We start from the raw sequence: 23441 nt of genomic DNA, 5'->3' as shown, positions 1-23441 counted from the left end.
CAGGGTGAAATGGTCTCGTGGTGGCCACCTACGACGTCGCCCTCGTTCTGCTCGTCGATCCGTCCGGAGCCGTGCTCATGCAGCATCGCGATGAGCACGCGCCCGTCTCGCCGAACCAGTGGAGCCTTCCTGGCGGCCACGTTGAGCCCGGCGAGTCGCCCGAGCAGGCGGCCCGCCGCGAGCTGCTGGAGGAGACGGGCCTGACAGCCGGTGAGCTGCACCTGCTGTGGAGCGGTCCACGTCCGTACGAGGCCGCTTTTCCCCACACCGTGACGGTGCACGTGTTCCGTGGCGCCACCACCGCGCGGCAGAAGGACGTGGTGCTCGGCGAGGGACAGGCCATGGTCTTCGTCCCGCGCGACGAGGTGTTCGATCGTGAGCTGGCGGTCTCGACCGTGGCGGCCCTGTCGATGCACCTCGGGGACGCCTGATCCAGGGTTCGGCCAGGCATCCCCGAGGCACTGGAACGGTGCTCAGCGCTCGCGGCGCAGCACGGTGAACGCGCCTGCCTCGACGGCTTCCACCTCCTTGAAGCGAAAGTCGGCCCGCGCCCCGGGCGCGAACAGACGCTCGCCCGCACCGACCATCGTCGGGAACGTGATCAGCCGGTACTCGTCCACCACGTCCGCGGCCGCCAGCGTCCGGACCAAACTCAGGCTGCCGATCACCACGACGTCGCGCCGCGTCCGCTCGTCCGCCGCCCAGGCCACCGGGTCGCCGTCGATCGGGGCCGAGTTTGACCAGGCCGCCGCGTCGATGCCGGTGGTGGTCGCCACCCGCTTGGGCACGGCGTTCATCAGCGAGGCGTAGCCTCCATCGCGTTTCGGCCACAGTTGGGCGAAGTGCTCCCAGGTGCGCCGGCCGTAGAGCTGGACGCCCTGCTCCATCCGGGCGCCGAGGCGGAACTTGTCGTCGCTGACCGGCCCTGGCCCGTACCGGAACGCCCACCCACCGTGGTCGGTGCCCCAGCGCCCGTCCGGGTCGGAGACCACGCCGTCCAGCGTGGCGAACTGAATGACGATGATGTCGCCCATGCGGATTCCTCCCGCCGTGGCGGTCCACCGCGGACCGCTCCTACCGCACACCTACCGACGCCGCGCCCCGAACTCATCGGCCTCGGCTGGGAAATCTCGACGGTGGTGCGGCGTACGCTCTGCGGCGTGGTCGAGGCGGCGGCGCAGGACCGGGACGAACGGTACGAGGCGTACCGCGCTGACCTGCTGGCGCACTGCTACCGGATGCTCGGCTCGGTCGACGAGGCCGAGGACCTGGTGCAGGAGACGCTGCTGCGCGCCTGGCGGGCGACTGACCGGTACGACCCGCAGCTGTCGTCGCCGCGTACCTGGTTGCACCGGATCGCGACGAACGTCTGCCTCACGGCGCTGGCGGGACGCGCGCGCAGGCCGCTGCCGAGCGGGTTGGACCCGGCCGGCGATCCGGAAGCCCCGCTGCTCCCCCGCCTCGACATCCCCTGGTTGCAGCCGTTCCCCGATTCGCGGCTCGGCGATCCCGCCGACGCCGTTGAACAGCGGGCGGGTCTGCGGCTCGCCCTGGTCGCGGCGCTGCAACTGCTGCCCGCTCGGCAACGCGCGGTGCTGGTGCTGCGGGAGGTGCTGCAACTGTCGGCCGTGGAGGTGACGCAGATCCTCGGCGGCAGTGTGGCTTCGGTGAACAGCGGTCTGCAGCGGGCCCGAGCGACGCTGCGGGCCGCCGGTCCGACGCTGGAGGAGTTACGCGAGCCGGCCGACCCCGACGAACGTGCCGTGGTCGAGCGCTATCTGGCGGCGTTCGAGGCCGCTGATGTGCCCGGTCTGGCCCGCCTACTCGCCGACGACGTCGTGTTGGAAATGCCTCCGGTGGCGCTCTGGCTCGCCGGCAGATCGCACTATCAGCGTTTCCTGGAACGCGTCTTCGGCATGCGGGGGACGGGGTGGCATCTTCTGCCGGTGGCGGCGAACAGCTCCACGGCCCTGGCGGCCTACGCGCCCGACCCGGACACCGGTCGCGTCCGCGCGCACTCGCTCCAACTCTTCAGCGTGACGGACGGCCTGATCCGGCGATGCGTGACGTTCGTCGACCCAGCGCTGTTCGGCCTCTTCGGACTCCCGCCCACCCTGCCCTGCCGTGCACCGGTGCGGCAGGGGCATCGGCCGACAATGGACGGCGGCGCCCGCGAATGATCGTTACGATCTCCGCCCATGCGTCGCCTCGCCCCAGCCCTGGCACTGGTCCTCCTGCTCGCCGTGTCCGCCTGCACCTCGAAGCCCCCGAAGCCGGCGGAGTTCACGAAGGTCGCCCTGACCGTCTTCCTGGAACACGACATCACGGCGGACCGGAAGACCACCGTGGAACAGCGGCTGAGGTCGATGCCCAGCGTCGAACAGGTGACGTTCGAGAACCGCGAGCAGGCGTACGCGCGAGAGAAGGAGGCGCTGAAGGACAGTCCCGACCTGTTGGCGGAGATCAAACCGGAGTACCTGCCGGAACTGTTCCACGCCACGGTCACCGACGCGCCGATCGCCGAGGCGGTCGAGCTGGTGATGGCCGACGTCGCGGGCGTCACGGATGTCGTCCTCAAGGTCGCGGACGTCGATCCCCTGCCCTCGCGGATCGGCATCGTCGTCCGGGTGAAGCCGACCGTGACCGACGGGCAGCGGACCGCCGTGGAGCAGGCGGTACGGGCGCTGCCGACCGCCCGGTCGATCGCCTTCGAGGACCGGGCCGCCGCGTACGAACGTCTGCGTGAGCGCTGCCAGGGCAAGGGCGACCTGACCACGCAGCTCGATCCGCAGATGGGACACGAGTCCTGGCGGTTCGAGATGCCCTTGGACAAGAAGGGCGCGGGAGTGTCCGAGCTGAGGAAACTCGACGGCGTCGACACCGTGCAGCTCGTCCCGCTGGCGATGCTGTAGCCACGTGCCTCCCTCGACAAGGCTGCGAAATGGGTTGTTGGTGTGGCGACGCGGGCCTACCGTCGTGGGGCACTTCCCGGTGCGCAGGCAACGGCTACTTCCGCTTCAAACGGGGAGACGGGGGGTTCGAATCCCACCGCCACTTCGGGTGGCGTCGACCAGCGGCCTAGGTCACCTTGGCCCGTGAGGGCCGGTCGCCGTCGCCGCTTCGATCTCGGGAGGTGCGCTCGCCGCACGCCCGGTGCGACGGATACGGCTACTTCTGGTAACGGCCCGGCAAGGGCCTGCGGTTCGAACCCGCGAAGCCGTGTCCACCTTTGATCTCGGGCGTGCGGCGCGTACGCAGGGCGCTCGTAACGTGATCACAAACTCCGTTGCCCGCCCGGCGCCACCGCCGCTACGGTCGTGACCGCACTTCCCGGTGCGTAGGCGACGGTTACATCTGGAGGGGTTCCGGCCCCGGTGAAGGACCTCCGTCGCCGACCTCGATCTCGGGAAGCGCGACCACACGCACACCCGGTGCGCAGGCAACGGTTACTTCGGGATCCGCAGATGGGGGTTCGAATCCCCCCGACACCTTCGGGTGGGTAGTTCAACGGACAGAACGGCGGACTGTTCCGTGGCCGACTCTGATCTCGGGTGTGCGCGGTGGTGGCGCCTTCTCGGCCGACCGACGTGGGGGACGTCATGGCCAAGTTCAACCTCAAGCCGCGCACGAGCCAGCAGCGGCCGGTGACCACCGAGGGCGCCCCCGGTTTCGTCCGTGAGCCGCGCCTCGAACTGTTCCTTCTCGGTGTCTCGAACATGGTTGGCGAGGCCACCTTCTACGAGGGCTCCACCGATCGGGACGCTCGTTTCCGGGACCTGGTCGCCACCGTCGCCGTCGCTGATCCCGACTGGTTCGGCCGGTTCGTGTCGTGGCTGCGGACGGGCGCGATGATGCGCTCGGCGTCCGTGGTGGCGGCCGTCGAGGGCGCCCGCGCCCAGGTGGCGGCCGGCATACCGGGTTCGCGCGCGGTCGTCGACGCCGCGTTGCAGCGTGCCGACGAGCCGGGCGAGGCGCTCGCGTACTGGCTGGCTCGTCACGGCCGGGCACTGCCCAAGCCGGTGAAGCGGGGCATCGCCGACGCGGCGGTCCGGCTCTACACCGAGCGGAGCCTGCTCAAGTACGACTCCGTCGGCCGCCAGGTGCGCTTCGGTGACGTCATCGACCTGACCCACCCCACCGCCAGGGACGAGCGACAGGGTGACCTGTTCCGGCACGCGCTGGATCGGCGGCACCACCGGGACAACCCGGTCCCGGAGTCCCTGCGGATGCTGAGGGCGCGGGACGCGCTCATGGCGATGCCGGTCGAGCAGCGCGGGGAGGTCTCCGACCGGGCCGTGCTGGACGAGGCGGGTATGACGTGGGAGGCCCTGGCCGGCTGGCGACAGCGGGCGATGGACGCGGCCGCGTGGGAGTCCGTCATCCCGACGATGGGCTACCTGGCGCTGCTGCGTAACCTGCGCAACTTCGACCAGGCCGGGGTCGGCGACGCCGTCGCGGAGACGGTGGCGGCCACGCTCTCCGACCCGGCGCGGGTGGCGACTTCGCGGGTACTGCCGATGCGCTTCCTGTCGGCGTACAACGCGGCACCGAGCCTGCGCTGGGCGTACCCGCTGGAGAAGGCCTTGCAGCACGCCCTCGCGAACGTTCCCGCCCTGGACGGACGGACGCTGATCCTCATCGACACGTCCGGCTCGATGCAGAGCGCGTTCAGCAAGGACGGCACGCTGTGCTGCTGGGACGCCGCCACGGTGTTCGGTCTCGCGGTGGCCGCCCGCGCGCAGGCGGCCACCGTGGTGTCGTTCTCCGATCACAGCCGGGTGTTCCCCTCGGTGGCGGGCGAGTCGGTCCTCGCGGCGGTGCGGCGGTTCAGGGAGGGCGGCTACTTCCTCGGCCGGGGAACCGACACCGAGAAGGCGGTCCGGGAGCACTTCGGCGCACACGACCGGCTGATCATCCTCACCGACGAGCAGGCGCACTGGCACGGGTCGGCGGATGTGGCCGCGTCGGTGCCGGCGGAGGTGCCCGTGTACACCTGGAACCTGGCCGGATACCGGGTCGGGCACACATCGACGGCGACCAGGCGACACACGTTCGGCGGGCTGTCCGACGCGGCGTTCGCGATGATCCCGCTGATCGAGGCCGGGTCCGACGAGCAGTGGCCCTTCTGATTCGCGCCGCGCGGGGGCACGACTGCCCCGCGGCGCGAATCAGGGCAGGAACTCGCCGGTCAGGGCGATGAGGGCGCGGGCGGCGGCGCCGACCGGGCGGTCCACGGGCGTGGCCAGCGACGCGGTCCAGTCCAGGTCGGCGTCGGTGACGGTCAGGGTGCGGACTCCGGGAGCGTCGGCGACGACGAAGCGGGGCAGCAGGGCGATACCGAGACCGTGCCGGACGTGGTCGGCGCCGGTGGCGATGTCGGGGATCTCGATGGTGACGCGCCGGGACAGGCCGGCGGTGGCGAACGCCCGGTCGGTCACGGTGCGGTTGCCGTAGCCGATCGGAGAGTCGATGAAGTCGAGACCGGCGAGGTCGCGCAGCGACACCGCCTCGTTCGCGGCGAGCGGGTGACCGTCCGGCACAACGAGGTCGATCACCGACCGGGCCAGCTCGGTGAGGTGGATCTGCGCCGGTGGCGTGCCGGGCAGCGAGACGAAGGCGAGGTCGAGTCGGCGCTCGGTGAGCGCGTCGATGAGCCCCTGGGAGCCGGACGGCGCGACGCTGGTGTGCAGCAGCACCCCGGGGTGCCGGCGGTGGAACTCGCCGAGCAGGGCCGGCAGGTGCAGGAGCCGGATCGAGGTCATGGTGCCGATGCGCAGGGTGCCCCGGAGGCCGCCGTGCACCTCGGCGACCGCGTCGCGGGCGTCGCGGGCCGCGTCGAGGGCGATGCGGGCGCGCGGCAGCAGCGCGACGCCGGCGTCGGTCAGGAGTACGCGTTTGGAGTTGCGGTCCAGCAGGGGTGCGCCCAGTTCACGTTCGAGCGTCTTCACGGCCGCCGAGACGGCGGACTGGACGACGTGCAGGCGGGCGGCGGCGCGGGTGAAGTTCTGCTCCTCGGCCACCGCGACGAAGTACTCGAGTTGACGCAGTTCCACGCCCCAAGTATCACTCGCAGCGATGGTGACTAGCGTCAACTTTCGTTGGACGTGATGATCGAGTGGGGTGACAGTGGGCTCATGTCGTCAACGACCCTGCCCTCCCGCCGGCCCGTCGCCCCGGCTGGCCCCGGCGAAGGATCATCCCGCCACGGCCGTGGCTTCTGGGCGATCGCCCTGGCGTTCCTCACCGCGATGGCGTTCTGCACCGTTCCGTCCCCGCTGTACCCGCTCTACATGGCGCGGGACGGCTTCTCCACGTTCACGGTCACGATCGTGTTCGCGGCGTACGCGGTGGGTGTGGTGATCAGCCTGCTGCTCGCCGGGCACGTGTCGGACTGGGTCGGCCGCAAGAAGATCCTCATCCCGGCGCTGGCCCTGGAACTGGTCGCCGCCGCGCTGTTCCTGGGCGACGCGTCCCTGCCGGTGCTGCTGGTCGCCCGCCTGGTGAGCGGGCTGGGCATCGGCATGATCACCGCGACCGCGACCGCCTACCTTCAGGAGTTGCACGCGGCGCACCGCCCCGGCGCGTCCCGGCAGCGCTTCGAGGTGGTCTCCACCGCCGCGAACATCGGCGGCCTCGGCGTCGGCGCGCTGGTCGCGGGCGTCCTCGCCCAGTACGTCGACGCGCCGCTGCGCACCCCGTACCTGGTGTTCGCCGTGCTGCTGGCCGTCAGCCTCGTGGCGGTCGCGGCGACACCGGAGACCGTGTTGGAGCGGCCGGTCCGGCCCACCTACCGGCCGCAGCGGATCAGCGCCGACCACGGCGACCCCGCCGGGTACGTGGCGGCGACCGCCGCCGGCTTCGCGTCGTTCGCCGTGTTCGGCCTGTTCACCTCCGTGGCGCCGGGCTTCGTCGCCGGCGCCCTGCACCTGCCGTCGCGGGCGCTGGCCGGCGCGGTCGTGTTCGCCGTGTTCGGCGGCGCGGCCGTGGCGCAGAGCCTCACCACCCGGCTGCCCGCCCCGGCGAAGGTACGGCTCGGGTTGCTGGCGCAGGCCGTCGGCGTGCCCGTCGTGCTGGTGGGGATGCACACCGCGAGCCTGACCGCGTTCCTGCTCGGTGGCGTGCTCGCCGGCGTCGGCGCGGGTGTGCTGTTCAAGGCCTCCGTCGGCACGGTCGCGGCGATGGCCGCGCCGGCCCGGCGCGGTGAGGCCCTGGCCGGGCTGTTCCTCATCGCCTACCTCGGGATGAGCCTGCCGGCCCTCGGCATCGGGATCGCCACCCGCACGGTCAGCACGATCACGGCCATGAACTGGTTCACCGGCCTGCTGCTCGTCCTGCTGGCCGGCGTGACGGCGCTGTTCCGCCGCAGCTCCGCGAGCCGCTGACCGGACCGGGGCCGGGCCGTGCCCGGCCCGGTCCGCCGCGTCACCGTGGATCGGACCAGAACGGTTCCAGCAGGGCCGGGTCCGCGACATAGGCCGCCACCTGGGTACGCTCCGACTCCGTCAACGTGAGCGCGCGCAGCCGGGCCCCCCACTCGGGCACCCGGTCGGTCTTGCCCAGCGCCACCGACAACTCGACGAGCGCGGCCAGCGCCATCGCCTGCTCGACCACCGGGGCGTCGTCGGCACGGCGGCGCATCCCCGAGTCGAGCGCCCGGTAGGCGGCCCGGTCGTCGGTCTTGAACTCGCGCAGGATCCGCGCGTTGTCCAGCACCCGGGTCAGCCCCTGCAGCTCGGACGACCCGCCGTACTCCACGTCCTTCGGCTCGTCGCGGCGGATGAAGACGATGGTGTTGCCCGACGGGTCGACGATGCTGAACCGCGACGCTCCCGCCCGGAAGCGGGTCATCCGGGGCAGGCCCTTGACGAGCACCTTGCCGTACGCGCGGCGCATCGCGTCGGCGAACGCCGCGTGGTACGGCGCGACCGAGTCGACCATGACCAGGGCGCCGCCGGACTGCTCCCGGGCCGGGTCGAGGTCCTTCGGCGCGGGGCCGTAGTGCAGGTCGAACCCGCTGAACCGGAACGCCAGATAGACGTACGGTCGCAGTTGCTCGTAGGTCACCTCGAAACCGAGGGCCCGCCAGAACGCCAGGGTCTCCTCGGGCGCTGGGCAGGGCAGCAGCGGCACGGTGGTCTCGTTCGGCTGGACACGGTCCTCGCTGGACGTCACGGTCACTCCCCCGGTCGGCAGGCCGGCCATTGTGCCAGCATCGGCGGCGGATCGCGCCCGATCTCACCTCCTACCCAGGGAGGAGGCGGGCTCCGACCCGGGGCCGCGACCGGGGCCCGAGGTTGGACGCGTACGGCACGGGCGGCCACGAGCATCTACAGGCATGACTACCGTTCTGCGCCGGGCGGCGCGCTGGAACCGCCCGCTGACCCTCTTCGTGGCCGCGTCGGCGGTGCTCGCCGTCGTCGCCGCCGTCGGCGTCCTCGTCGACCCCCGCGTCCTCACCGGGGCGCCGATCTGGCTCAAGCCGTTCAAGTTCGCGGTCTCCTTCGTCGTCTACGGCGCGACGCTCGCGTGGATGCTGTCGCTGCTGCCGCGTCGCAGCCGGGCCGCGGAGTGGGCGGCGGCGACCATCGTCGCGCTGGCGCTGGTGGAGATGGTGGTGATCGTCGCTCAGGTGATCCGGGGTACGACCAGCCACTTCAACGACACCACCGCGCTGAACGCGATCCTCTTCGCGGTGATGGGCGCAGCGATCATGGTGCTGTTCGTCGCGCACCTCGTCCTCGCGGTCGTCCTGCTGATCCGGCGGATTCCCGACCGGGTCGCCGCGACCGCCGTCGGGTGGGGGCTCGGCCTGTCCCTGCTCGGTATGCTCGCGGCCGTGCCGATGGTGCTTCCGACGCAGGACCCGGGCATCGAGGGCGTCTCCGGGGCGCACAGCGTGGGCGTGGCCGACGGTGCGCCGGGGCTGCCCGTGGTCGGTTGGAGCACCACCGGCGGCGACCTGCGGATCGGGCACTTCGTGGGGCTGCACGCCCTGCAGGCCCTGCCGCTCCTGGCGATCCTGCTGACCCGGTACGCGTCCCGGCTCGACGCGCGTACCCGCGTCCGGCTGCTGGTCGTCGCGGGCACGGCGTACGGCGTACTCACTCTGGTGTTGACCTGGCAGGCCCTGCGCGGGCAGCCGCTGCTGCGCCCGGACGCCCTCACCCTGGCCGTCGTCGCGGCCCTGGCGGTCGCGACGGCGACCGCCACCGCCCTGGTGCTCGCGCGCCGCCGCCCGGAGCTGGCGCTCGCGGCATGACCGGGGCGCTGTTCTCGCTGACGTTCGCGCTGGCCGCGCCGTTCTGGGCGCTGATGATCCTGCTGCCGCGCTGGTCCTGGACGGCCCGGATCGTCGGCTCGCCGCTGATCGTGCTGCCGGTCGTGGTGATCTACGCGCTGCTGGTGGTGCCGGCGTTCGGCACGGTGCTGCCCGCCGTCGCGTCGCCGACCCTCGACGGGGTGCGCGACCTGCTCGGCACACCCGACGGCGCGGCGGCGGGCTGGGCACACATGATCGCGTTCGACCTGTTCGTGGGCCGTTGGGCGTGGTTGGACAGCCGGGAACGGGGCGTACCGGCGCTGGTCATGGCGCCGGTGCTGCTGCTGACCATCCTGCTCGGGCCGCTCGGCCTGGCCGCCTACCTGGGTGTACGGGCCAGGTGGCCGCGGCCGGCGGTCGCAGCCGTCGACACCGAGCACCTAGGCTGACGATCGTGGGGTGGTGGGGGCGGCTGTTCGACGCGCGGGACGCGCGCGTGCGGATGGTGCTGCTTGACCTCAGCGGATTGGGCTACCTGCTCTTCGTGCCCCACTCCGCTTCCGTGCCCTCGCCGACACAGTGGACCCTCGCGGTGGCCGCGTTCGCCGTGGCGGTCGTGGCGTACCGCCGGCCGGTGGTCAACCTGGTGGCGCAGACGGCGTTGCTGGCGGTCGCGATCGGCCTCGTCGAGGACATCACCATCAACCAGGTGGGCGCGAGTTGGGCCCTGCTCGAGGTCACCATGCTCGCGGGCCGCGCCCGCACGATCTGGCTGGCCGCCGGGCTGCTGATCGTCGTCGACCTGACCGACAGCATCGGCGACCCGCTGCGCCAGGTCGGCTCCGGCGTCGTCGGTCTGGGCCTGGAGGTCGGCGTCCCGGTGCTGCTCGGCCTGGTCATCCGGGCCAACCGGGAGGTGGGCCGGCAGGCGTTGGAGCGGGCGCTCGCCGAGCAGCGACGCCGCGAGTCGGAGGGCCGGGCGGCGCGCGCCGACGAGCGCGCGGCCATCGCCCGCGAGCTGCACGACGTCGTCGCCCACCACGTGGCGTCGATGGTGCTGCGGGTCGGTGTGGCCCGGCACGTCCTGACCGACCTCGATCCGCGGGTGGACGAGGTGTTCGACGACGTGCACGGCACGGGCACCGCGGCCCTGTCGGAGCTGCGCGGGCTGGTCGCGGTGCTGCGCGACCCCGACGGGGTACGCGGCGACGCCGCGCTGACCGCGATCGAGCCCGCGGCGCTCCCCTCGGCGCTCGGCGCCGCCGTCGACCGGGCCCGCCAGAGCGGCATCACCGTAGAGGCCGACGTCGACGCGGCGATCGGCTCACTCGACGCGGTACGGGGTCTGGCGGTGCTGCGGCTGACCCAGGAGGCGTTGACCAATGTGGCACGCCACGCGGGGACGTCCGCGCGGGCACGCCTGGTGGTGGCGGTCCGGGACGGGGCCGTGCACTGGGAGGTCACCGACGACGGGGGTGTCGACGGCGACCGCACGTCGACGGCGGTGCCGGCCGGCGGTGGTCACGGCGTCACCGGGATGACCGAACGCGTCGAGGTCCTCGGCGGCCGGCTGGAGGCGGGTCCGACCGGTACGGGCTGGCGGGTGCGTACCGTCCTGCCGAACACGCTGCCCACGCCGGCTCCCCGGGCCCGCGCGGTCCCGCCCGGAACGCCCACCCGGAGGCCGGCGTGATCCGTGTCCTGCTCGTCGACGACCAGCACCTCATCCAGGCGGGCCTGCGCATGCTGTGCGACGCGCAGACCGACATCGAGGTCGTCGGCGAGGCCGACAACGGCCGCGAGGCGGTCACCCTCGCGGCGCGGCTCGTCCCCGACGTCGTCGTCATGGACCTGCGCATGCCGGGCGTCGACGGGATCACCGCGACCGGGCGCATCCTCGCTGAACGTCCCGCCACCCGGGTGCTGGTGCTGACCACGTTCGGCGACGACGACCACCTCTACCCCGCCCTGAGCGCCGGCGCGTGCGGTTTCCTGCTCAAGGACGCGCCGCCGGCCGAGCTGTTGGACGGCATCCGGCGGGCCGCCGGGGGCGACAGTCCGTTCAGCCCGGAGGTGCTGCACCGCCTCGTCCAGCGCGCGGTGCGGGCCCGCGTCACGCCGCCCCGGCGGCATGACGGGCTCACCGCCCGCGAGCAGGACGTGCTGACCCTGGTCGCCGAGGGCCTGTCCAACACCGAGATCGCCGAGCGGCTCCACATCGGCGTGACCACCGTCAAGACCCACATCACGAGCCTCATGACCAAGACCGACAGCCCCAACCGGGTACGCCTCGCGCTGTTCGCGCGTGGCGCCTGAGGCCGGCGGCTCCTACCGGCCGCAGGCGTAGCCCTGCATGCCCCTCGGGTTCGCGCCCGCGGCGAGCACGCCGGTGGCCGGGTCCCGGGACACGGCGCAGAGCCGACCGAGGCTCCACGCGTCGGCGAGCCGCACCTCGTGCCCGTACGCCCGCAGGGCCGTCACCACGGCGGCGTCGAGCCGGTCCTCCACCAGCAGCACGCCGGGCTCGCGGTCGCGGGGATAGAACGACGACGGCACGCCGAGGCTGTGCCAGGCGGGCGCGTCGATGGCCTGCTGGAGGTGCTGACCGCCGACGAGGTGGCGCAGCAGGAAGGGCAGCTGCCACTGGTCCTGCTGGTCGCCGCCGGGTGTGCCGCACGCCAGGACGGGCTGCCCGTCGCGGAGCACCAGGGTCGGGCTGAGCGTGGTGCGTGGCCGGCGGCCCGGGGCGAGCGACGCGGGCAGTCCCTCCTGGAGCCAGCACATCTGCAACCGGCTGCCCAGCGGGAACCCGAGCTCGGGGATCGTGGGTGAACTCTGCAACCAGCCACCGCTCGGCGTCGCGGAGATCATGTTGCCCCACCTGTCGACGACGTCGACGTGGCAGGTGTCGCCCCGGGTGACCCCGTCGGACCGTACGGTCGGCTCGCCCGTGGTGGGGTCCGGCACGTCGACCCGGTGGGTGACGCCCGACCGGAGGTGGTCCGGCAGGCGCGGCTGCGCACCGTCGGGGCTTCCGGGTCGCAGCTCGCCCGACGCGCGGTCACCGATCAGAGCCGCCCGGTCCCGGGCGTACGCCGGGTCGAGCAGCGCCGGGGCGGGCACGTCGGCGCTGTCGCCGTACCACGCCTCGCGGTCGGCGAACGCGAGCGTCAACGCCTCGGCCTGGGCGTGGATGCCGGCGGCGGTGGCCGTGTCGTACGCGCCGTCGTCGTCGAGCGCGTCGAGCACGGCGAGGGTCTGCAGCAGCACCGGGCCTTGGCCCCAGAAGCCGGTCTTGGCGACCGTCCAGCCCTGCCAGTCGAGGGTGGTCGGCGTCTCCCAGGTCGCCGAGAACGCGGCCAGGTCGTCGCCGGTGACCAGCCCGGCGTGTGCGCGTCCGCTGGAGTCGCGGAACGGCCGCCGGCTGAACGCGTCGATCGCCTCGGCCACGAAGCCCGTGCCCCAGGCTCGGCGGGCCGCCTCGATCTGCGCCTCCCGGTCCCCGCCGGCCGTCTGCCCCGCCTCGACGAGTCGGCGCAGCGTGCGCGCGTACACCGGGTTGGCGAACCGCTCCCCCGCGACCGGCGGCCGGCCGCCGCGCAGCCAGAGCTGGGCGGAGGTGGGCCAGTGCTCCTCGAACAGCGATCGCACGGCCGCCACCGTCGCGCCGACCGCGCCCACCAGGGGGTGGCCGGCGGCGGCGTAGCCGATCGCCGGTTCCAGGACGTCGGCGAGGGACAGCGTGCCATGGTCGCGCAGCAGCAGGAGCCACGCGTCCACCGCGCCGGGCACGGCCGCCGCGAGCGGGCCGGCGCCCGGGACGAGGTCCAGGCCGAGCGACCGGAAGTGGGCGATCGTCGCGCCGGCCGGCGCGGGGCCTTGCCCGCACAGCACCGTCGGGCGCGGATCCCGGGCGGTGGCGACGATCGCCGGCACCTCACCGGCCGGGCCGTTGAGGTGGGGTTCGACGACGTGCAGGACGAACCCGGCGGTCACCGCGGCGTCGAACGCGTTGCCGCCGCGTTCGAGGATTCCCATCGCCGACTGGCTGGCGAGCCAGTGCGTCGACGACACCATGCCGAAGGTGCCCTGCAGGGTCGGTCGGGTGGTGAACGACATGACAACACCTCACTGGGGGCCGGTGACACGGGGAGGCGACCCCTCGCGGAGCCGCCTTCCCGCGCCACATGCTAGGCCGCGTTGTACGCCTGGGCGGTCACGGTGGCCTTGCGGGGCAGGCCCGGCCGGGCCGGCCAGGAGATCCGCACCTGACGCGTCTCCCCAGGCAGCAGCCAGAAATAGTTGTCGTCGTAGCGGGCCGGAAGGATCCGCTTCCCGTGCTCGTCGCGCACGGCGAGCCGGACCATGGCGGCGACCGTACGGCCCTGGTTGCGGACCGTCGTGGTGACCGTGTTCCGGCCGTCCACGACGCGTGCGGTGCTCGTCGACGTCGACAGTCGCGCGCCCGCCAGGGTGGTGAGCGCCCGCATCTGCTCGGCCTTGTCGTAGCGCCAGTAGGTGTTCTCCGCGAGCAGCCGGTCCCGGCCGTCGCGCAGCTCCAACCGGACCAGGTGCAGCCCACCGCCGTCCGCCGACGCCACGGCGAACGCGGGCGTCGTCGACGAGCGCGCCACGTCCACCCGCTGACGCTGCGCGGCGCCCAACGACCGGCCGTTGAGGTCGTACCGGCGGGCGGTGACCGTCACACCGGTGAGCGCGGCCGTGGTGTGGTTGATTACCCGCGCCTGCCAGGTGCCCGGGTCGGCCTGGACGTGCACCGGCTCGCACCCCTTGCGGGCACCGAAGTAGGCGCCGTTGACGTCCAGGTCGTAGTCGTACGTCTGCCAGACCGTGCTGTGCCACGCCGGGTGCGACATCCACAGCAGCAGGCCGGTGGCGTCCCGCCACAGGTTGGCGTTCCACGCCTCGAACATGGCCCGGTGGCTCTCGTAGTTGACGAACTGCGCCCGGGCGGCGAACTCGTCGAGCGAGCCGGACGCGCCGAGCCGCGTGTCGATCGCGTCCTGGTACGTGCCGACGCGCTGGTTACCGATGGTCGACCAGTCGTGGTAGTTCCACACCTCGCCGATCGGCCACTCGGGAGCGTCGCCCACCAGGTTGCGCATGCTCTCGGCCACCGACACGACGGGCATGCCGATCTCGGTGTGGAAGCCGAACGAGTCGGCCTCGTAGATCGTCGCGTCGGTGTAGGTGGTCGGGTCGACCCAGCCGTACGGTCCGCGTCCGCTCACGATGCCGCTGGCGGAGTTGGGGATGTACAGAATCTCCGGGTGCTCGGTGGCAACGGCCTGCTTGAGGCCGGCGTCGACGATCGGCGGCGGGTCGCCCTCGTTCGCGCCGCACCAGACGACGATGCTCGGGTGGTGCCGGAACCGCCGGATCGTGTCGGCGGCGATGTCGACGTAGCCGGGCGGGTTTGGCAGGAAGCCGCCGGCCTGCCAGAAGTCGTTCCAGACCAGGATGCCCTGCTCGTCGCAGGCCCGGTACAGCTCCTCCCGGTTGCTGCTGCCCAGCCAGTTACGGATCATGGTGAAGTTCATGTCGCGGTGCATCTCGACCGTGTCGGCCAGCCGGTCCGGCAGCACCCGGCGCAGCAGCTCGTCCCAGCCCCAGTTGCCGCCCCGGACGAACACCGGCACGCCGTTAACGCTGATCTTCAGCTCGGTGATCTTGTTGCTGACCGCCTTGACGTCGGTCCACGACTGCCCGTCGTCGGACACCTGGATCACGAAGTCGCGGGCGTACGCCTGCTCCCAGACGATCGTCACCTGGTCGAAGGCGACCGGAGCACCGAGGTCGACGGCGATCCACTGGTTGTCCTCGAACGCCGACGACCACCGGGTACGAGGGTTGCCGTCGACGGCCCGGTCCGGCCCGTTGGAGTCGCCGTCGGACGACGACGCGGTCGCCGTCCGGTGCAGCGCTAGGTCGACGTTCGGCTCGGCCTGCCGTTGCACCGACAGCCCCCACATCGAGACGCCCCACGAGGTCACCCGCGCGCCGGTCCGGACGCGCAGGTGCCGGGCGGTCCGGCTGGCGAACGTCTCGACCTGGGTGGCGCGGCTGCCCAGCGGGGTGTCGTTGCTGACCGACGTGACGTCCGTCCACTCCTGCCCGTCGGCGGAGACCTGGACGCGGTAGTCCAGGGCGTACGCCTGCTCCCAGACGATGGTGACCCGGTCGAAGTCGACGGCGGCGCCGAGGTCGACCTGGATCCACTGGTCGTCCTCGGCCTGCGAGGCCCAGCGGGTCGACATGTCACCGTCGACCGCCTTGGCGGGCACGTTGCTGTCGTTCTCCGCCGACGAGGCGGTCGCGTCGCGGCGCAGCGCGAGGTCCGGGCCCGAGCCGTCGGCCACCGACAGCGCGTACATCGAGATGCCCCAGCCGGTGGCGCGCTGACCCGCCTGGATACGCACGTGCCGGGCGTGCTGCCGGTCGAACGTGACGGTCTGCGTGGCGGCCCCGTCGACGAAGTCCAGCGGCGGCTGGCCGGGTGGGGAGATCACCACGGGCTGGTGCCAGTCGTAGCCGAACTCCCGGACACCGAAGCGCAGCTCACGCCGGTCGCTGACCGCGCGCCCGACGGTGGCGGTGAGCGTCAGGTCGTAGAGGTGCGGCTCGCCGTAGCCGTTTGGCCACCACAGCCGGGGCTTGGCGAGGCGCAGCGCCCGGAAACGCTCGGGCGCGAAGGTGACCGTCGTGGAGGTGTGGGCGGCGATGGTCACCGTCGACTCGACGCGTACCTTGTCGAACTCCGCGCGCACGGTGACGGTGGTCGCGGTGGCCGTGGCGTTGCGCACGGGCACCCGGATGGTCACCTCGGCCGTGCCGGTGTCGGGCAGTTTCGGCAGCGTGGTCTCGACGTGCGGGTCACCGACGACCACGGCGCCCGTGCTGCGCAGCCGCACGTGGTCCCACAGCCCGGTGACGCGGTCCCGGACGGCGGGCATCCAGTCCCAGCCGGACACCGCCAGGTAGGTCGGCGCGTCGAGGTAGTGGTGGGCGGACTGGAGGAAGGTACGGCCGTCGGGGCCCTTGTCTCCGGGGGTGCCGACGTGCGGCATCGGGGTCACCCGGACGGCCAGGACGTGGTCGCGGTGGCCCGCGAGGGCGTCGGTGATGTCGAAGGCGGCCCGAGCGAACGGGTGCTTGACGCTGCCGACCTGCACGCCGTTCACCCAGACGGTGGCCTCGTGGTTGATGCCGTCGAACTCCAGCCAGATCCGGCGGCCGGCGGAGGTGTCCAGGCCGCGCGGCAACCGCAGCGCCCGCCGGTACCACCAGGTGTGCCGCGACAGCGCCTCGGGGATGCGCAGGTTGTTGAAGCCGGCGACCGGGTCGGGCAGGTGGCCCTGCTCGACGAGGGTGCCCAGGACGGTGCCGGGCACGGTGGCCGGCAGCCACGAGCCGACGTCGACACCGGCCCGGGACAACTCGGCCCCGTCGGTGGTGCCCGCGAAGTCGTCCATCGTCAACGACCAGCCGGATTCCAGCGCGACCGTGCCGTTCGGGGCCACCGTCAGCTCGGGCGGCCGGCCGGTGTTGCCGCCCTCCCAGCTCGTCCAGCCGTCCGCCTTCGGGCGAGGTGCCAGAGCGACGCCGTAGACCTGGAAGCCGTTCAGGCCGACCGGATTGGTGTTCGACCGTTTGGTGACCGTCATCCGGACCCAACGCGCGGTGACCGGCTCTGGGAGCTTGATGGCCTGTACGCCGCCCTGGCCGTCGGTGGTCTCGTACACCGACCGCCAGTCGCGGCCGTCGGTGGAGACCTCGATGCGGTACGCCGTCGCGGCGCTGGAGAGGATCTCGTCGCCGTCGGTGTCGGTGTAGTTGCCGTCGAACGGCCCGTCGGCGAGGGTCGCCTCGAAGACCAGGGTGACGACCTCGACGCGGCACGGTGCCTGGAGGTCCACCGAGATCCACTGCGGATCGCCGTTCGCGGCCCGCCATCCGCTGCCCCGGACTCCGACCTGGGGCAGGCCGTCCACGGCGAACGCGGCGGGCGTCGGCGCGTAGTCGGTCGAGGAGACCGCCACCGGCCGATATCTGGCCAGGTCAGTGGTGGTCGACGGGCCGCCGGCCGACGGCGCGGCGGCGGCAGCGACCGCGTCCGGCAGGACGGCGGTCACCCCGACCGACGCCAGCAGCGTCGCTCCGGCGGAGAGGAAGGCACGCCGCGAAACGGGCGATGGCTCGGACATTGCGCCTCCAGGGTGGCAACGTTGTCAGAAGGGACGGGGGTATGTGAAAACGTTGTCAGATGGTGGCCCGATGTTTCCCGGGAGTCAAGAGGCGGTGTCCTATCCACTGGGGAGCGGGCGTCAGGTCGCCGCCCGCTCCCCGAGGAGCGTCACTCCGGGTACGACGGTCCCGGCTCGGTGCGCAGCATCCGCTTGAGCATCCGGTTGGCGGCCCGCATGTCGTCGGTGATCAGACGGGTCCGCACCGTCCCCTTGCCGGTCAGCTTGCCGCCCACCTCGAACACCGCGTTCTCGCCCGGCAGCGGCACCGCCTGGCAGCCCGTGTACGTCTCGGCGGGCAGCCGACCGTCCAGCAGGTAGGCGTAGACCGGGTCGTCCACGCACGGGGTGTAGTACGGGAAGACACCGTGGCTGCCCTCGTTGTCGACGCTGATCATCGACGCGCCGGGGAGCTTCTTCGAGGCCGCCAGCGCGCCCTCGTACGCGGTCGCCACGTCGAGCTCGTCCTGGAGCATCAGCACCTTCGGGAACGTCCTGCGGTCGAACTTCGGCATCCGGTTGCTGGTCGGCCAGTACGCGCACGCCGGCGGGTTCTGCAGGTACGGGGCGACCAGCGGCGCGTCCCGGGTGAGGCGTCGGCTGAACGCGTTCCAGTGCGCGACGCTGTCGTTCCACTGCCCGTCCTGGCAGCGGATCACCTCGAAGACGTAGTCGATGTCGTACGTGTACTCGTCCGTGCCCTGGGCCAGCAGGGACCGGTCACCCTGGGTCTTCAGCGTCGCCTGGGCGGCGACGCGGGACTGCTCGATGTACGCCCGGCCGTCGGCCGTGATGCCCGGCGCGGCGAGCAGCTTCGCGGTCGCGGCGCTGAGGATCTGCTCGGGCGTCCAGCCGTTCCACTCCTCGTAGTACTGGATGACGGTGTTCACCGCCGCCGCGGCCGTCGGATAGTTCTGGGTGTCGTAGAGCGCGCCGAGGATGAACCAGCCGAACATGAACGGTCCCATGCCGACGCGGGTGCCGCCGGCCCGCTCGAACATCTCCCGGATCTTCATCGGGTCGCTGCCCCGGCCGTACAGGTCGTCGTGGCGGGCCATGTACGGCAGCAACTGCTCCTGGAACGCCCGGTCCCGGGTGAACGGTTGCAGGTCCCAGGTCTCCTGCAGCGTCGGCGAGCCGACCGCCGCCACCGAGTCGAGCACCATCCGGCCCGTCCGGCTGCCGAACGTCGCCGCGTACCAGGTGCCCAGCCAGGTGCCGTACGAGTAGCCGAGGTAGTTGAGCTTGCGCTCGCCCAGCAGCACCCGGATGAAGTCCATGTCGTACGTGGTCTGCTCGGTGGTGATGTACTTCGTCAGCTCGGTGCTGCGGCACCCGCGCACGTTGGCCTGGGTGATCAGGTCGTTGGTGTTGTCGGTGTCGCGGTAGGTCACCGTGCAGAGCAGCGGGGTGCTCTGCCCCACCCCGCGCGGGTCGAAGCCGATCACGTCGTACCGCTCGGCGAGGGCGGGCGCGGACCGCGCCACGTACGGCGCCAGCGACAGGCCGCTGCCGCCGGGGCCACCCGGGTTGACCAGCAGGATGCCCGCCCGGTCGGGGCCGGACGCGGCGGTGCGACTGATCCGGACCTGGATCGTCTCTCCGTCGCGCGGGTGGTGCCAGTCGCGCGGCACGGTGACCGTCGCGCAGGACAGGCGTAGCTGCGCCTCGTCCTCGGGGCTGACCTCGGTCAGCCCGCACGGCTCCCAGGCGAGCCGCTGGGTGGCCAGGGACGCGGCCAGGGCGGCGGTGTCCGGCTCGGTGGCCGTGGCCGCGTTGGCGGCGGTGCCGGCCGCGCCGCTGGTCAGGGCCGCCGCGACCAGGGTCACGGCGAGCAGGGCGGCCGGCCGGCGCACGCGGCGTGGGTGGCGCGACCCGGTCGTGGGATGGGGCATCGTCCCGTCCTCTCAGACAGCGATTGATCGAACGGACTTCACCCTGGCCCAGGAGTGTTTCGCCGCCGCCGTCCCGCCGTGACGAAGACCGGTCATGGCAGGATCCGGCCAGTTACAACCAGCCGCGGCGGGTGGCCTGCACGCCGAGTTGGAACCGGCTGCGCGCGCCCAGCAACTCCTGGAGGCGGCTGACCCGACGGTGCACCGTACGGTTGCTGACACCCAGGTCACGGGCGATCGCCTCGTCGGTCAGGCCGGCGGTGAGCAGCGCGAGCAGCCGCTGGGTGGCCACCGTCGGCTCGGCGTCCGGTTCGGCGGTGTCGGCGGTGGCGTGGATCGGCGCTCCGAGCCGCCAGAACACCTCGAACAGCTCGGACAGCCCCTCCAACAACCGGGAGCGGTGCACCAGCACCGCGTCGGCCTCGTCACCGCTGGCCCGGGGCAGGACGACCAGAGCACGCTCGGCGTCGGCGAGCATCATCTTCAGGGGCAGCTCGGGAAAGACGCGCGCCTGCTCACCGGCGGCGACCGTGGCGCGCACGGCCGCCAGCATCGCCTCGTCGTGCAGCAGCTCGCCCTCGTACACGCAGCGGTACCGCCGCCCGCGCCGCAGCGCGTCGTACTGCACCTCCTCCGGCACGCGGGTGGTGTCGCGCAGGTACGGCCCGCGTTCCAGACCGCGCACCTCGGCGTGGGCGCCGGCCTGCAACTGGCGGAACAGCTCGCGGACGGCGTCCTTGCCCTCGATGACCTCGACGAACGCGGCGCCCGCTCCGTGCACGGCGGTGTAGAGCCCGGAGAGCGTCTCGGCGGCGGCGCGCGCCCGGGCGGCCTCCATCTCCCGCAGCGCGGCCCAGTTCTCCAGGGCGGTACGCGGTGGCCGGACGTGCAGCACGCCGGCGTCGTCGCGGTGCACGGCGCCGCTGCTCAGCAGGCCGGCGAGCGCGCGCGTGGCCCGTGGCGAGGCGGTGGTCAGGAAGGTCCGCTGCGCCACCGGCGCCACCCGCAGGAGATTTTGGTAGACGTCCACGGCGTCCGCCGTGAGCGGGAGCGATTCCACGTCCAGGGCGGGCGTCACGGCGGGGGGACCGATCCGCATGCCGGCGATCGTAGAGCGCGTCGATGTCGACGGTTCACGCAGGTCGGAGGGCATTTATTGCGATCATTCCGGGGCCGCGTCCCCGCCCTGGCCGGGCTCGCGACGGTACTCGGGTTGCAGCCGTGCGCTCGTGAACGCCGACTTCACCGCCGCCGTGAGCGCGGCGATGTCGTACGCCCCATGGTGGCGCTGGCCGTTGACGAAGAAGGTCGGCGTGCCGGTGACGCCGCTGAGGTCCGCCGACTCGACGTCCTCGGCGATCCGGTCGACGCCCATCCGCTTGACCATGTGCTCCCGGAACTCATCGAGATCCAGGCCGAGCTGCTCGGCGTACCGCAGCAGGTCGGCGGGGTTGAGCGCGTCCTGGTGGGCGAGCAGCAGGTCGTGCATCTCCCAGAACGCGCCCTGGTCGCCCGCCGCCTCGGCGGCCTCGGCGGCGACCTGCGCGTGCGGGTGGACGTCGGTGAGCGGCAGGTGCCGCCAGACGTACCGGACGTTGGCGAAGTCGGCCAGCAGCTCCCGGACCGCCGGCTCGGCCTGCCCGCAGTAGGGGCACTCGAAGTCGCCGTACTCCACCACCGTCACCGGCGCGTCGAGCGACCCGCGCAGGTGGTCGCGCTCCGGATCCACCGGAAGTTTCAGGTCGACGATGCCCATGGCCATGCCGAGCAGCGCACGGGCGCGGCGGGTCGGCGAGAGCCGGGCGACGATCCGGAACAGCAGCCAGGTGAGGACGGACGCGCCCACCGTCGCGACGAGGATGCCGAGCTTCGCCTCGTCCAGCGCCGGGCCGTGCAGGGCGTGGTTGGCGATCAGGAGCGCCACGGTGAACCCGATACCGGAGACCGTGCCGACCCCCACCACGGCGACCCAGCCGACCGGCGGCCGGAACCGCTCGCCGCTGAGCCGGGTCACCAACCACGAGGTGATCACGATGCCGACCGGCTTACCGACGACGTACGCCGCCACCACGCCGAGCGTCACCGGTGAGGTCACGGCCCGGCCCAGCAGCTCGCCGTCGATGACGATCCCGGCGTTCGCCAGCGCGAACAGCGGCACGATCACGTAGCTCGCCCACGGGTGGTAGAGGCTCTGTAGTCGTTCGTTCGGTGACAGCGCGGCGGTGAGCCCGGCCTGGGCCATCCGGGCGAGCTTGGGGGTGGGCTGCTCCCGGAAGAGGCGGAACTGGTCGCTCGCCCACTGCAGGTCCTTGCGGCCCGGGTCGTACGCGTAGGTCAGCAGCCCCATCAGCAGGCCCACCACGACCGGGTCGACGCCGGACTCCGACACCGCGAGCCAGGCCGCCACCCCGAGCAGCGTGTAGAACCACCCGTGCCGGATCTTCCAGACCCGCAGGAGCAGCACCACGGCGAAGATCAGAGCCGCGACGAGCAGCGCCCTCGGCGAGGAGTGCGACGGGTAGGCGACCGCCAGCACCGCGATCGCCACCAGGTCGTCGACGACCGCGACCGTCAGCAGGAAGGCCCGCAGCCGGTCCGAGAAACGCGGCCCGAAGACGGCCAGCGCGCCGAGCGCGAGGGCCGTGTCCGTGGCCATCACCGCACCCCAGCCCACGGCGGTCGACCGTCCGGCGTTGATCGCCAGGTAGATCCCGATCGGCAGCAGCATGCCGCCGAACCCGGCCAGCATCGGCAACCACAGCCGACGCCGCTCACGCAGCTCACCGATGTCGAACTCGCGGCGCAACTCCAGGCCGGCGACCAGGAAGAAGAACGTCATGAGGCCGCTGTTGACCCAGGTACGCAGGTCGTGCGAGACGGGCCAGTCGCCGAGCCGGACCGACAGGCTGGTGCGCCACACCGACTCGTACGACGACGGGTGCAGGTTGGCCCAGGCCAGGGCCACCACGGCGGCGAGCAGCACCACCCGCGCGCCGCCCGTCTCGGTGCGCAGGAACGCGCGCAGCGGGGCGTTGATCCGCCCCTGCCAGGCCGTCCGGGCGGACCACCCCCGGTGCGCGTTGTCGCTCGTCACGGAGGCAATCTTCCTCGGCCTGACCGACTCCCGGCGCGGATTCGCGATCGTCTCGGGCATGCACGGAACGCGACTGGTTGGTAGCGTACCGGTGATCTCGCTGGCGGTGGCCGGCCGTGGTCCCCTGGGGAGGGTCAGCATGTGGGCGGACGACGCCGCGCTCGACGCGGCGGAGCGCCGGCTCGACGAGTGGGAGTCGTCGCTCGCCGAACGGGCGGAACGGGCCAAGACGCTGTCGACGCGGATGCGGGAGCTGACCGGCACCGCCCACACCCCCGATCGGACGGTCCTGGTCACCGTCGACTCGGCGGGCCTGCTGATCGACCTGCGGCTCGACGAGCGCACCCGGCACCAACCCGCGGCACGCACCGCCGAGCAGATCGTGCACACCACGAGAGCCGCCCGCTCCGACCTGCTGCGGCAGGTCACCGAAGTAACCACGGAGTCCCTCGGCGACAACGCGGGCGCGCGGGCCATCATCGACTCCTACCGCAGTCGGCTGCGCCACGATCCGGGGCCGAACGATGCCCCGCGGTGACGGCATCCAGGTCGACCCCGACGACCTGACCGCCCACGCCGCGCGCCTCGATCGCTGCGCCGGCAGCCTCGACACCGCCCAACAGGCAGGCCAGCACGTCCGGTTGGGCACCGACGCGTACGGGCAGCTCTGCGCACTGATGCCGACACTGCTCGACGGCCTCCAGCGGACCCTGGTCGACGGCATCGGCGTCGCCGCGGGCTCGGTGCGGGACACCGCCGGAAAGCTGCGGACCAGCGCCGACCGCTACCGACGCTCCGACGCCCACGCCAAGCACCTGCTCGACGGGGTGCGGCAACGCCCGTGACGTCCAACCCGCTCGTCGCCGCCGCAGCGGACACCCCGCCCAGCGCCTGGGCGGGAGTGTGGATCTGCGAGGACATCGAACTCA

19 protein-coding genes are annotated in these 23441 nt (G+C 72.4%); 11 read left to right on the top strand and 8 right to left on the bottom strand.

The window, feature by feature from the left end:
• Positions 1 to 20 precede the first annotated feature (20 nt).
• Positions 21 to 431, top strand: a complete 411-nt coding sequence (locus AB0B55_RS01515; RefSeq protein ID WP_357133185.1) for an NUDIX domain-containing protein — start codon at positions 21 to 23, stop codon at positions 429 to 431.
• Between the two features lie 42 nt (positions 432 to 473).
• Here the strand turns inward: AB0B55_RS01515 and AB0B55_RS01510 are convergent, their stop codons facing one another.
• A complete protein-coding gene (locus tag AB0B55_RS01510; protein WP_357169397.1) occupies positions 474 to 1034 on the bottom strand; it encodes a dihydrofolate reductase family protein in 561 nt (186 codons plus the stop codon).
• A gap of 126 nt (positions 1035 to 1160) precedes the next feature.
• Here AB0B55_RS01510 and AB0B55_RS01505 point away from each other — a divergent pair, with 126 nt between their 5' ends.
• The 3 genes from AB0B55_RS01505 to AB0B55_RS01495 all read left to right on the top strand — a co-directional run bounded on the left by AB0B55_RS01505 (position 1161) and on the right by AB0B55_RS01495 (position 5129).
• A complete protein-coding gene (locus AB0B55_RS01505) occupies positions 1161 to 2180 on the top strand; it encodes an RNA polymerase subunit sigma-70 (RefSeq protein ID WP_357169394.1) in 1020 nt (339 codons plus the stop codon).
• 18 nt (positions 2181 to 2198) lie between these two features.
• Positions 2199 to 2912 carry a permease-like cell division protein FtsX gene (locus AB0B55_RS01500; protein WP_357169391.1) on the top strand — a complete coding sequence of 238 codons (714 nt, stop codon included), beginning with the start codon at positions 2199 to 2201 and terminating at the stop codon, positions 2910 to 2912.
• A gap of 687 nt (positions 2913 to 3599) precedes the next feature.
• Positions 3600 to 5129: a TROVE domain-containing protein gene (locus tag AB0B55_RS01495; protein ID WP_357169388.1), complete on the top strand. Its 1530-nt coding sequence runs from the start codon at positions 3600 to 3602 to the stop codon at positions 5127 to 5129.
• A 39-nt stretch (positions 5130 to 5168) separates the two neighbouring features.
• On the opposite strand, the gene AB0B55_RS01490 is transcribed toward AB0B55_RS01495, so the two are convergent.
• Positions 5169 to 6053 carry a LysR family transcriptional regulator gene (locus AB0B55_RS01490; RefSeq protein ID WP_357133174.1) on the bottom strand — a complete coding sequence of 295 codons (885 nt, stop codon included), beginning with the start codon at positions 6051 to 6053 and terminating at the stop codon, positions 5169 to 5171.
• Positions 6054 to 6134: 81 nt separating this feature from the next.
• Here AB0B55_RS01490 and AB0B55_RS01485 point away from each other — a divergent pair, with 81 nt between their 5' ends.
• Positions 6135 to 7382 (top strand): MFS transporter, encoded by a 1248-nt coding sequence (locus tag AB0B55_RS01485; protein ID WP_357133172.1) that lies wholly within the window; start codon positions 6135 to 6137, stop codon positions 7380 to 7382.
• A 40-nt stretch (positions 7383 to 7422) separates the two neighbouring features.
• Here AB0B55_RS01485 and AB0B55_RS01480 read toward each other — a convergent pair whose 3' ends face one another.
• Positions 7423 to 8172, bottom strand: a complete 750-nt coding sequence (locus AB0B55_RS01480) for a glyoxalase (RefSeq protein WP_357169385.1) — start codon at positions 8170 to 8172, stop codon at positions 7423 to 7425.
• Positions 8173 to 8335: 163 nt separating this feature from the next.
• Here AB0B55_RS01480 and AB0B55_RS01475 point away from each other — a divergent pair, with 163 nt between their 5' ends.
• The 4 genes from AB0B55_RS01475 to AB0B55_RS01460 are packed head-to-tail and all read left to right on the top strand — an operon-like array spanning position 8336 to position 11575.
• Positions 8336 to 9259 carry a hypothetical protein gene (locus AB0B55_RS01475; protein ID WP_357169382.1) on the top strand — a complete coding sequence of 308 codons (924 nt, stop codon included), beginning with the start codon at positions 8336 to 8338 and terminating at the stop codon, positions 9257 to 9259.
• On the top strand, positions 9256 to 9708 hold the full coding sequence (locus AB0B55_RS01470) for an ABA4-like family protein (RefSeq protein WP_357169379.1): 453 nt from the start codon (positions 9256 to 9258) through the stop codon (positions 9706 to 9708). Before AB0B55_RS01475 ends, AB0B55_RS01470 begins: the two co-directional genes overlap by 4 nt.
• A 5-nt stretch (positions 9709 to 9713) precedes the next feature.
• The gene (locus tag AB0B55_RS01465) at positions 9714 to 10952 is read left to right on the top strand and encodes a histidine kinase (RefSeq protein WP_357169376.1); all 1239 of its coding nucleotides are present in this window, start codon (positions 9714 to 9716) and stop codon (positions 10950 to 10952) included.
• On the top strand, positions 10949 to 11575 hold the full coding sequence (locus AB0B55_RS01460; protein WP_357169373.1) for a response regulator transcription factor: 627 nt from the start codon (positions 10949 to 10951) through the stop codon (positions 11573 to 11575). Before AB0B55_RS01465 ends, AB0B55_RS01460 begins: the two co-directional genes overlap by 4 nt.
• A gap of 12 nt (positions 11576 to 11587) precedes the next feature.
• On the opposite strand, the gene AB0B55_RS01455 is transcribed toward AB0B55_RS01460, so the two are convergent.
• The 5 genes from AB0B55_RS01455 to nhaA all read right to left on the bottom strand — a co-directional run bounded on the left by AB0B55_RS01455 (position 11588) and on the right by nhaA (position 22512).
• Positions 11588 to 13378: a gamma-glutamyltransferase family protein gene (locus AB0B55_RS01455; protein WP_357169370.1), complete on the bottom strand. Its 1791-nt coding sequence runs from the start codon at positions 13376 to 13378 to the stop codon at positions 11588 to 11590.
• Between the two features lie 71 nt (positions 13379 to 13449).
• Positions 13450 to 17484 (bottom strand): discoidin domain-containing protein, encoded by a 4035-nt coding sequence (locus AB0B55_RS01450; RefSeq protein ID WP_357169367.1) that lies wholly within the window; start codon positions 17482 to 17484, stop codon positions 13450 to 13452.
• 149 nt (positions 17485 to 17633) lie between these two features.
• The gene (locus AB0B55_RS01445; RefSeq protein ID WP_357169364.1) at positions 17634 to 19418 is read right to left on the bottom strand and encodes an alpha/beta hydrolase; all 1785 of its coding nucleotides are present in this window, start codon (positions 19416 to 19418) and stop codon (positions 17634 to 17636) included.
• 112 nt (positions 19419 to 19530) lie between these two features.
• A complete protein-coding gene (locus AB0B55_RS01440; RefSeq protein ID WP_357133154.1) occupies positions 19531 to 20517 on the bottom strand; it encodes a LuxR C-terminal-related transcriptional regulator in 987 nt (328 codons plus the stop codon).
• Positions 20518 to 20580: 63 nt separating this feature from the next.
• Positions 20581 to 22512 carry a Na+/H+ antiporter NhaA gene (nhaA, locus tag AB0B55_RS01435; RefSeq protein ID WP_357169361.1) on the bottom strand — a complete coding sequence of 644 codons (1932 nt, stop codon included), beginning with the start codon at positions 22510 to 22512 and terminating at the stop codon, positions 20581 to 20583.
• A 58-nt stretch (positions 22513 to 22570) separates the two neighbouring features.
• On the opposite strand from nhaA, the gene AB0B55_RS01430 reads away from it, so the two are divergent.
• Positions 22571 to 23050 carry a YbaB/EbfC family DNA-binding protein gene (locus AB0B55_RS01430; protein ID WP_357169358.1) on the top strand — a complete coding sequence of 160 codons (480 nt, stop codon included), beginning with the start codon at positions 22571 to 22573 and terminating at the stop codon, positions 23048 to 23050.
• The gene (locus AB0B55_RS01425) at positions 23037 to 23357 is read left to right on the top strand and encodes a type VII secretion target (protein ID WP_357169355.1); all 321 of its coding nucleotides are present in this window, start codon (positions 23037 to 23039) and stop codon (positions 23355 to 23357) included. Before AB0B55_RS01430 ends, AB0B55_RS01425 begins: the two co-directional genes overlap by 14 nt.
• The last annotated feature ends 84 nt before the right edge of the window (positions 23358 to 23441 follow it).

The sequence above is a fragment of the Micromonospora sp. NPDC049107 genome (assembly GCF_040648595.1).
In the GTDB taxonomy this organism is placed as follows: Bacteria; Actinomycetota; Actinomycetes; order Mycobacteriales; family Micromonosporaceae; genus Micromonospora.
Note: the sequence above shows the minus strand (reverse complement) of the source record. Positions and strands in the feature narration are given on the sequence as shown.

What these genes read in the sequence shown, in the direction of transcription:
- AB0B55_RS01425 (WP_357169355.1), top strand. Translation starts at nt 23,037, where the DNA reads ATGCCCCGCGGTGACGGCATCCAGGTCGACCCCGACGACCTGACCGCC.
- AB0B55_RS01440 (WP_357133154.1), bottom strand. Translation starts at nt 20,517, where the DNA reads ATGCGGATCGGTCCCCCCGCCGTGACGCCCGCCCTGGACGTGGAATCG.
- AB0B55_RS01450 (WP_357169367.1), bottom strand. Translation starts at nt 17,484, where the DNA reads ATGTCCGAGCCATCGCCCGTTTCGCGGCGTGCCTTCCTCTCCGCCGGA.
- AB0B55_RS01500 (WP_357169391.1), top strand. Translation starts at nt 2,199, where the DNA reads ATGCGTCGCCTCGCCCCAGCCCTGGCACTGGTCCTCCTGCTCGCCGTG.
- AB0B55_RS01430 (WP_357169358.1), top strand. Translation starts at nt 22,571, where the DNA reads ATGCACGGAACGCGACTGGTTGGTAGCGTACCGGTGATCTCGCTGGCG.
- AB0B55_RS01470 (WP_357169379.1), top strand. Translation starts at nt 9,256, where the DNA reads ATGACCGGGGCGCTGTTCTCGCTGACGTTCGCGCTGGCCGCGCCGTTC.
- AB0B55_RS01510 (WP_357169397.1), bottom strand. Translation starts at nt 1,034, where the DNA reads ATGGGCGACATCATCGTCATTCAGTTCGCCACGCTGGACGGCGTGGTC.
- AB0B55_RS01475 (WP_357169382.1), top strand. Translation starts at nt 8,336, where the DNA reads ATGACTACCGTTCTGCGCCGGGCGGCGCGCTGGAACCGCCCGCTGACC.
- AB0B55_RS01445 (WP_357169364.1), bottom strand. Translation starts at nt 19,418, where the DNA reads ATGCCCCATCCCACGACCGGGTCGCGCCACCCACGCCGCGTGCGCCGG.
- AB0B55_RS01485 (WP_357133172.1), top strand. Translation starts at nt 6,135, where the DNA reads ATGTCGTCAACGACCCTGCCCTCCCGCCGGCCCGTCGCCCCGGCTGGC.
- AB0B55_RS01495 (WP_357169388.1), top strand. Translation starts at nt 3,600, where the DNA reads ATGGCCAAGTTCAACCTCAAGCCGCGCACGAGCCAGCAGCGGCCGGTG.
- AB0B55_RS01455 (WP_357169370.1), bottom strand. Translation starts at nt 13,378, where the DNA reads ATGTCGTTCACCACCCGACCGACCCTGCAGGGCACCTTCGGCATGGTG.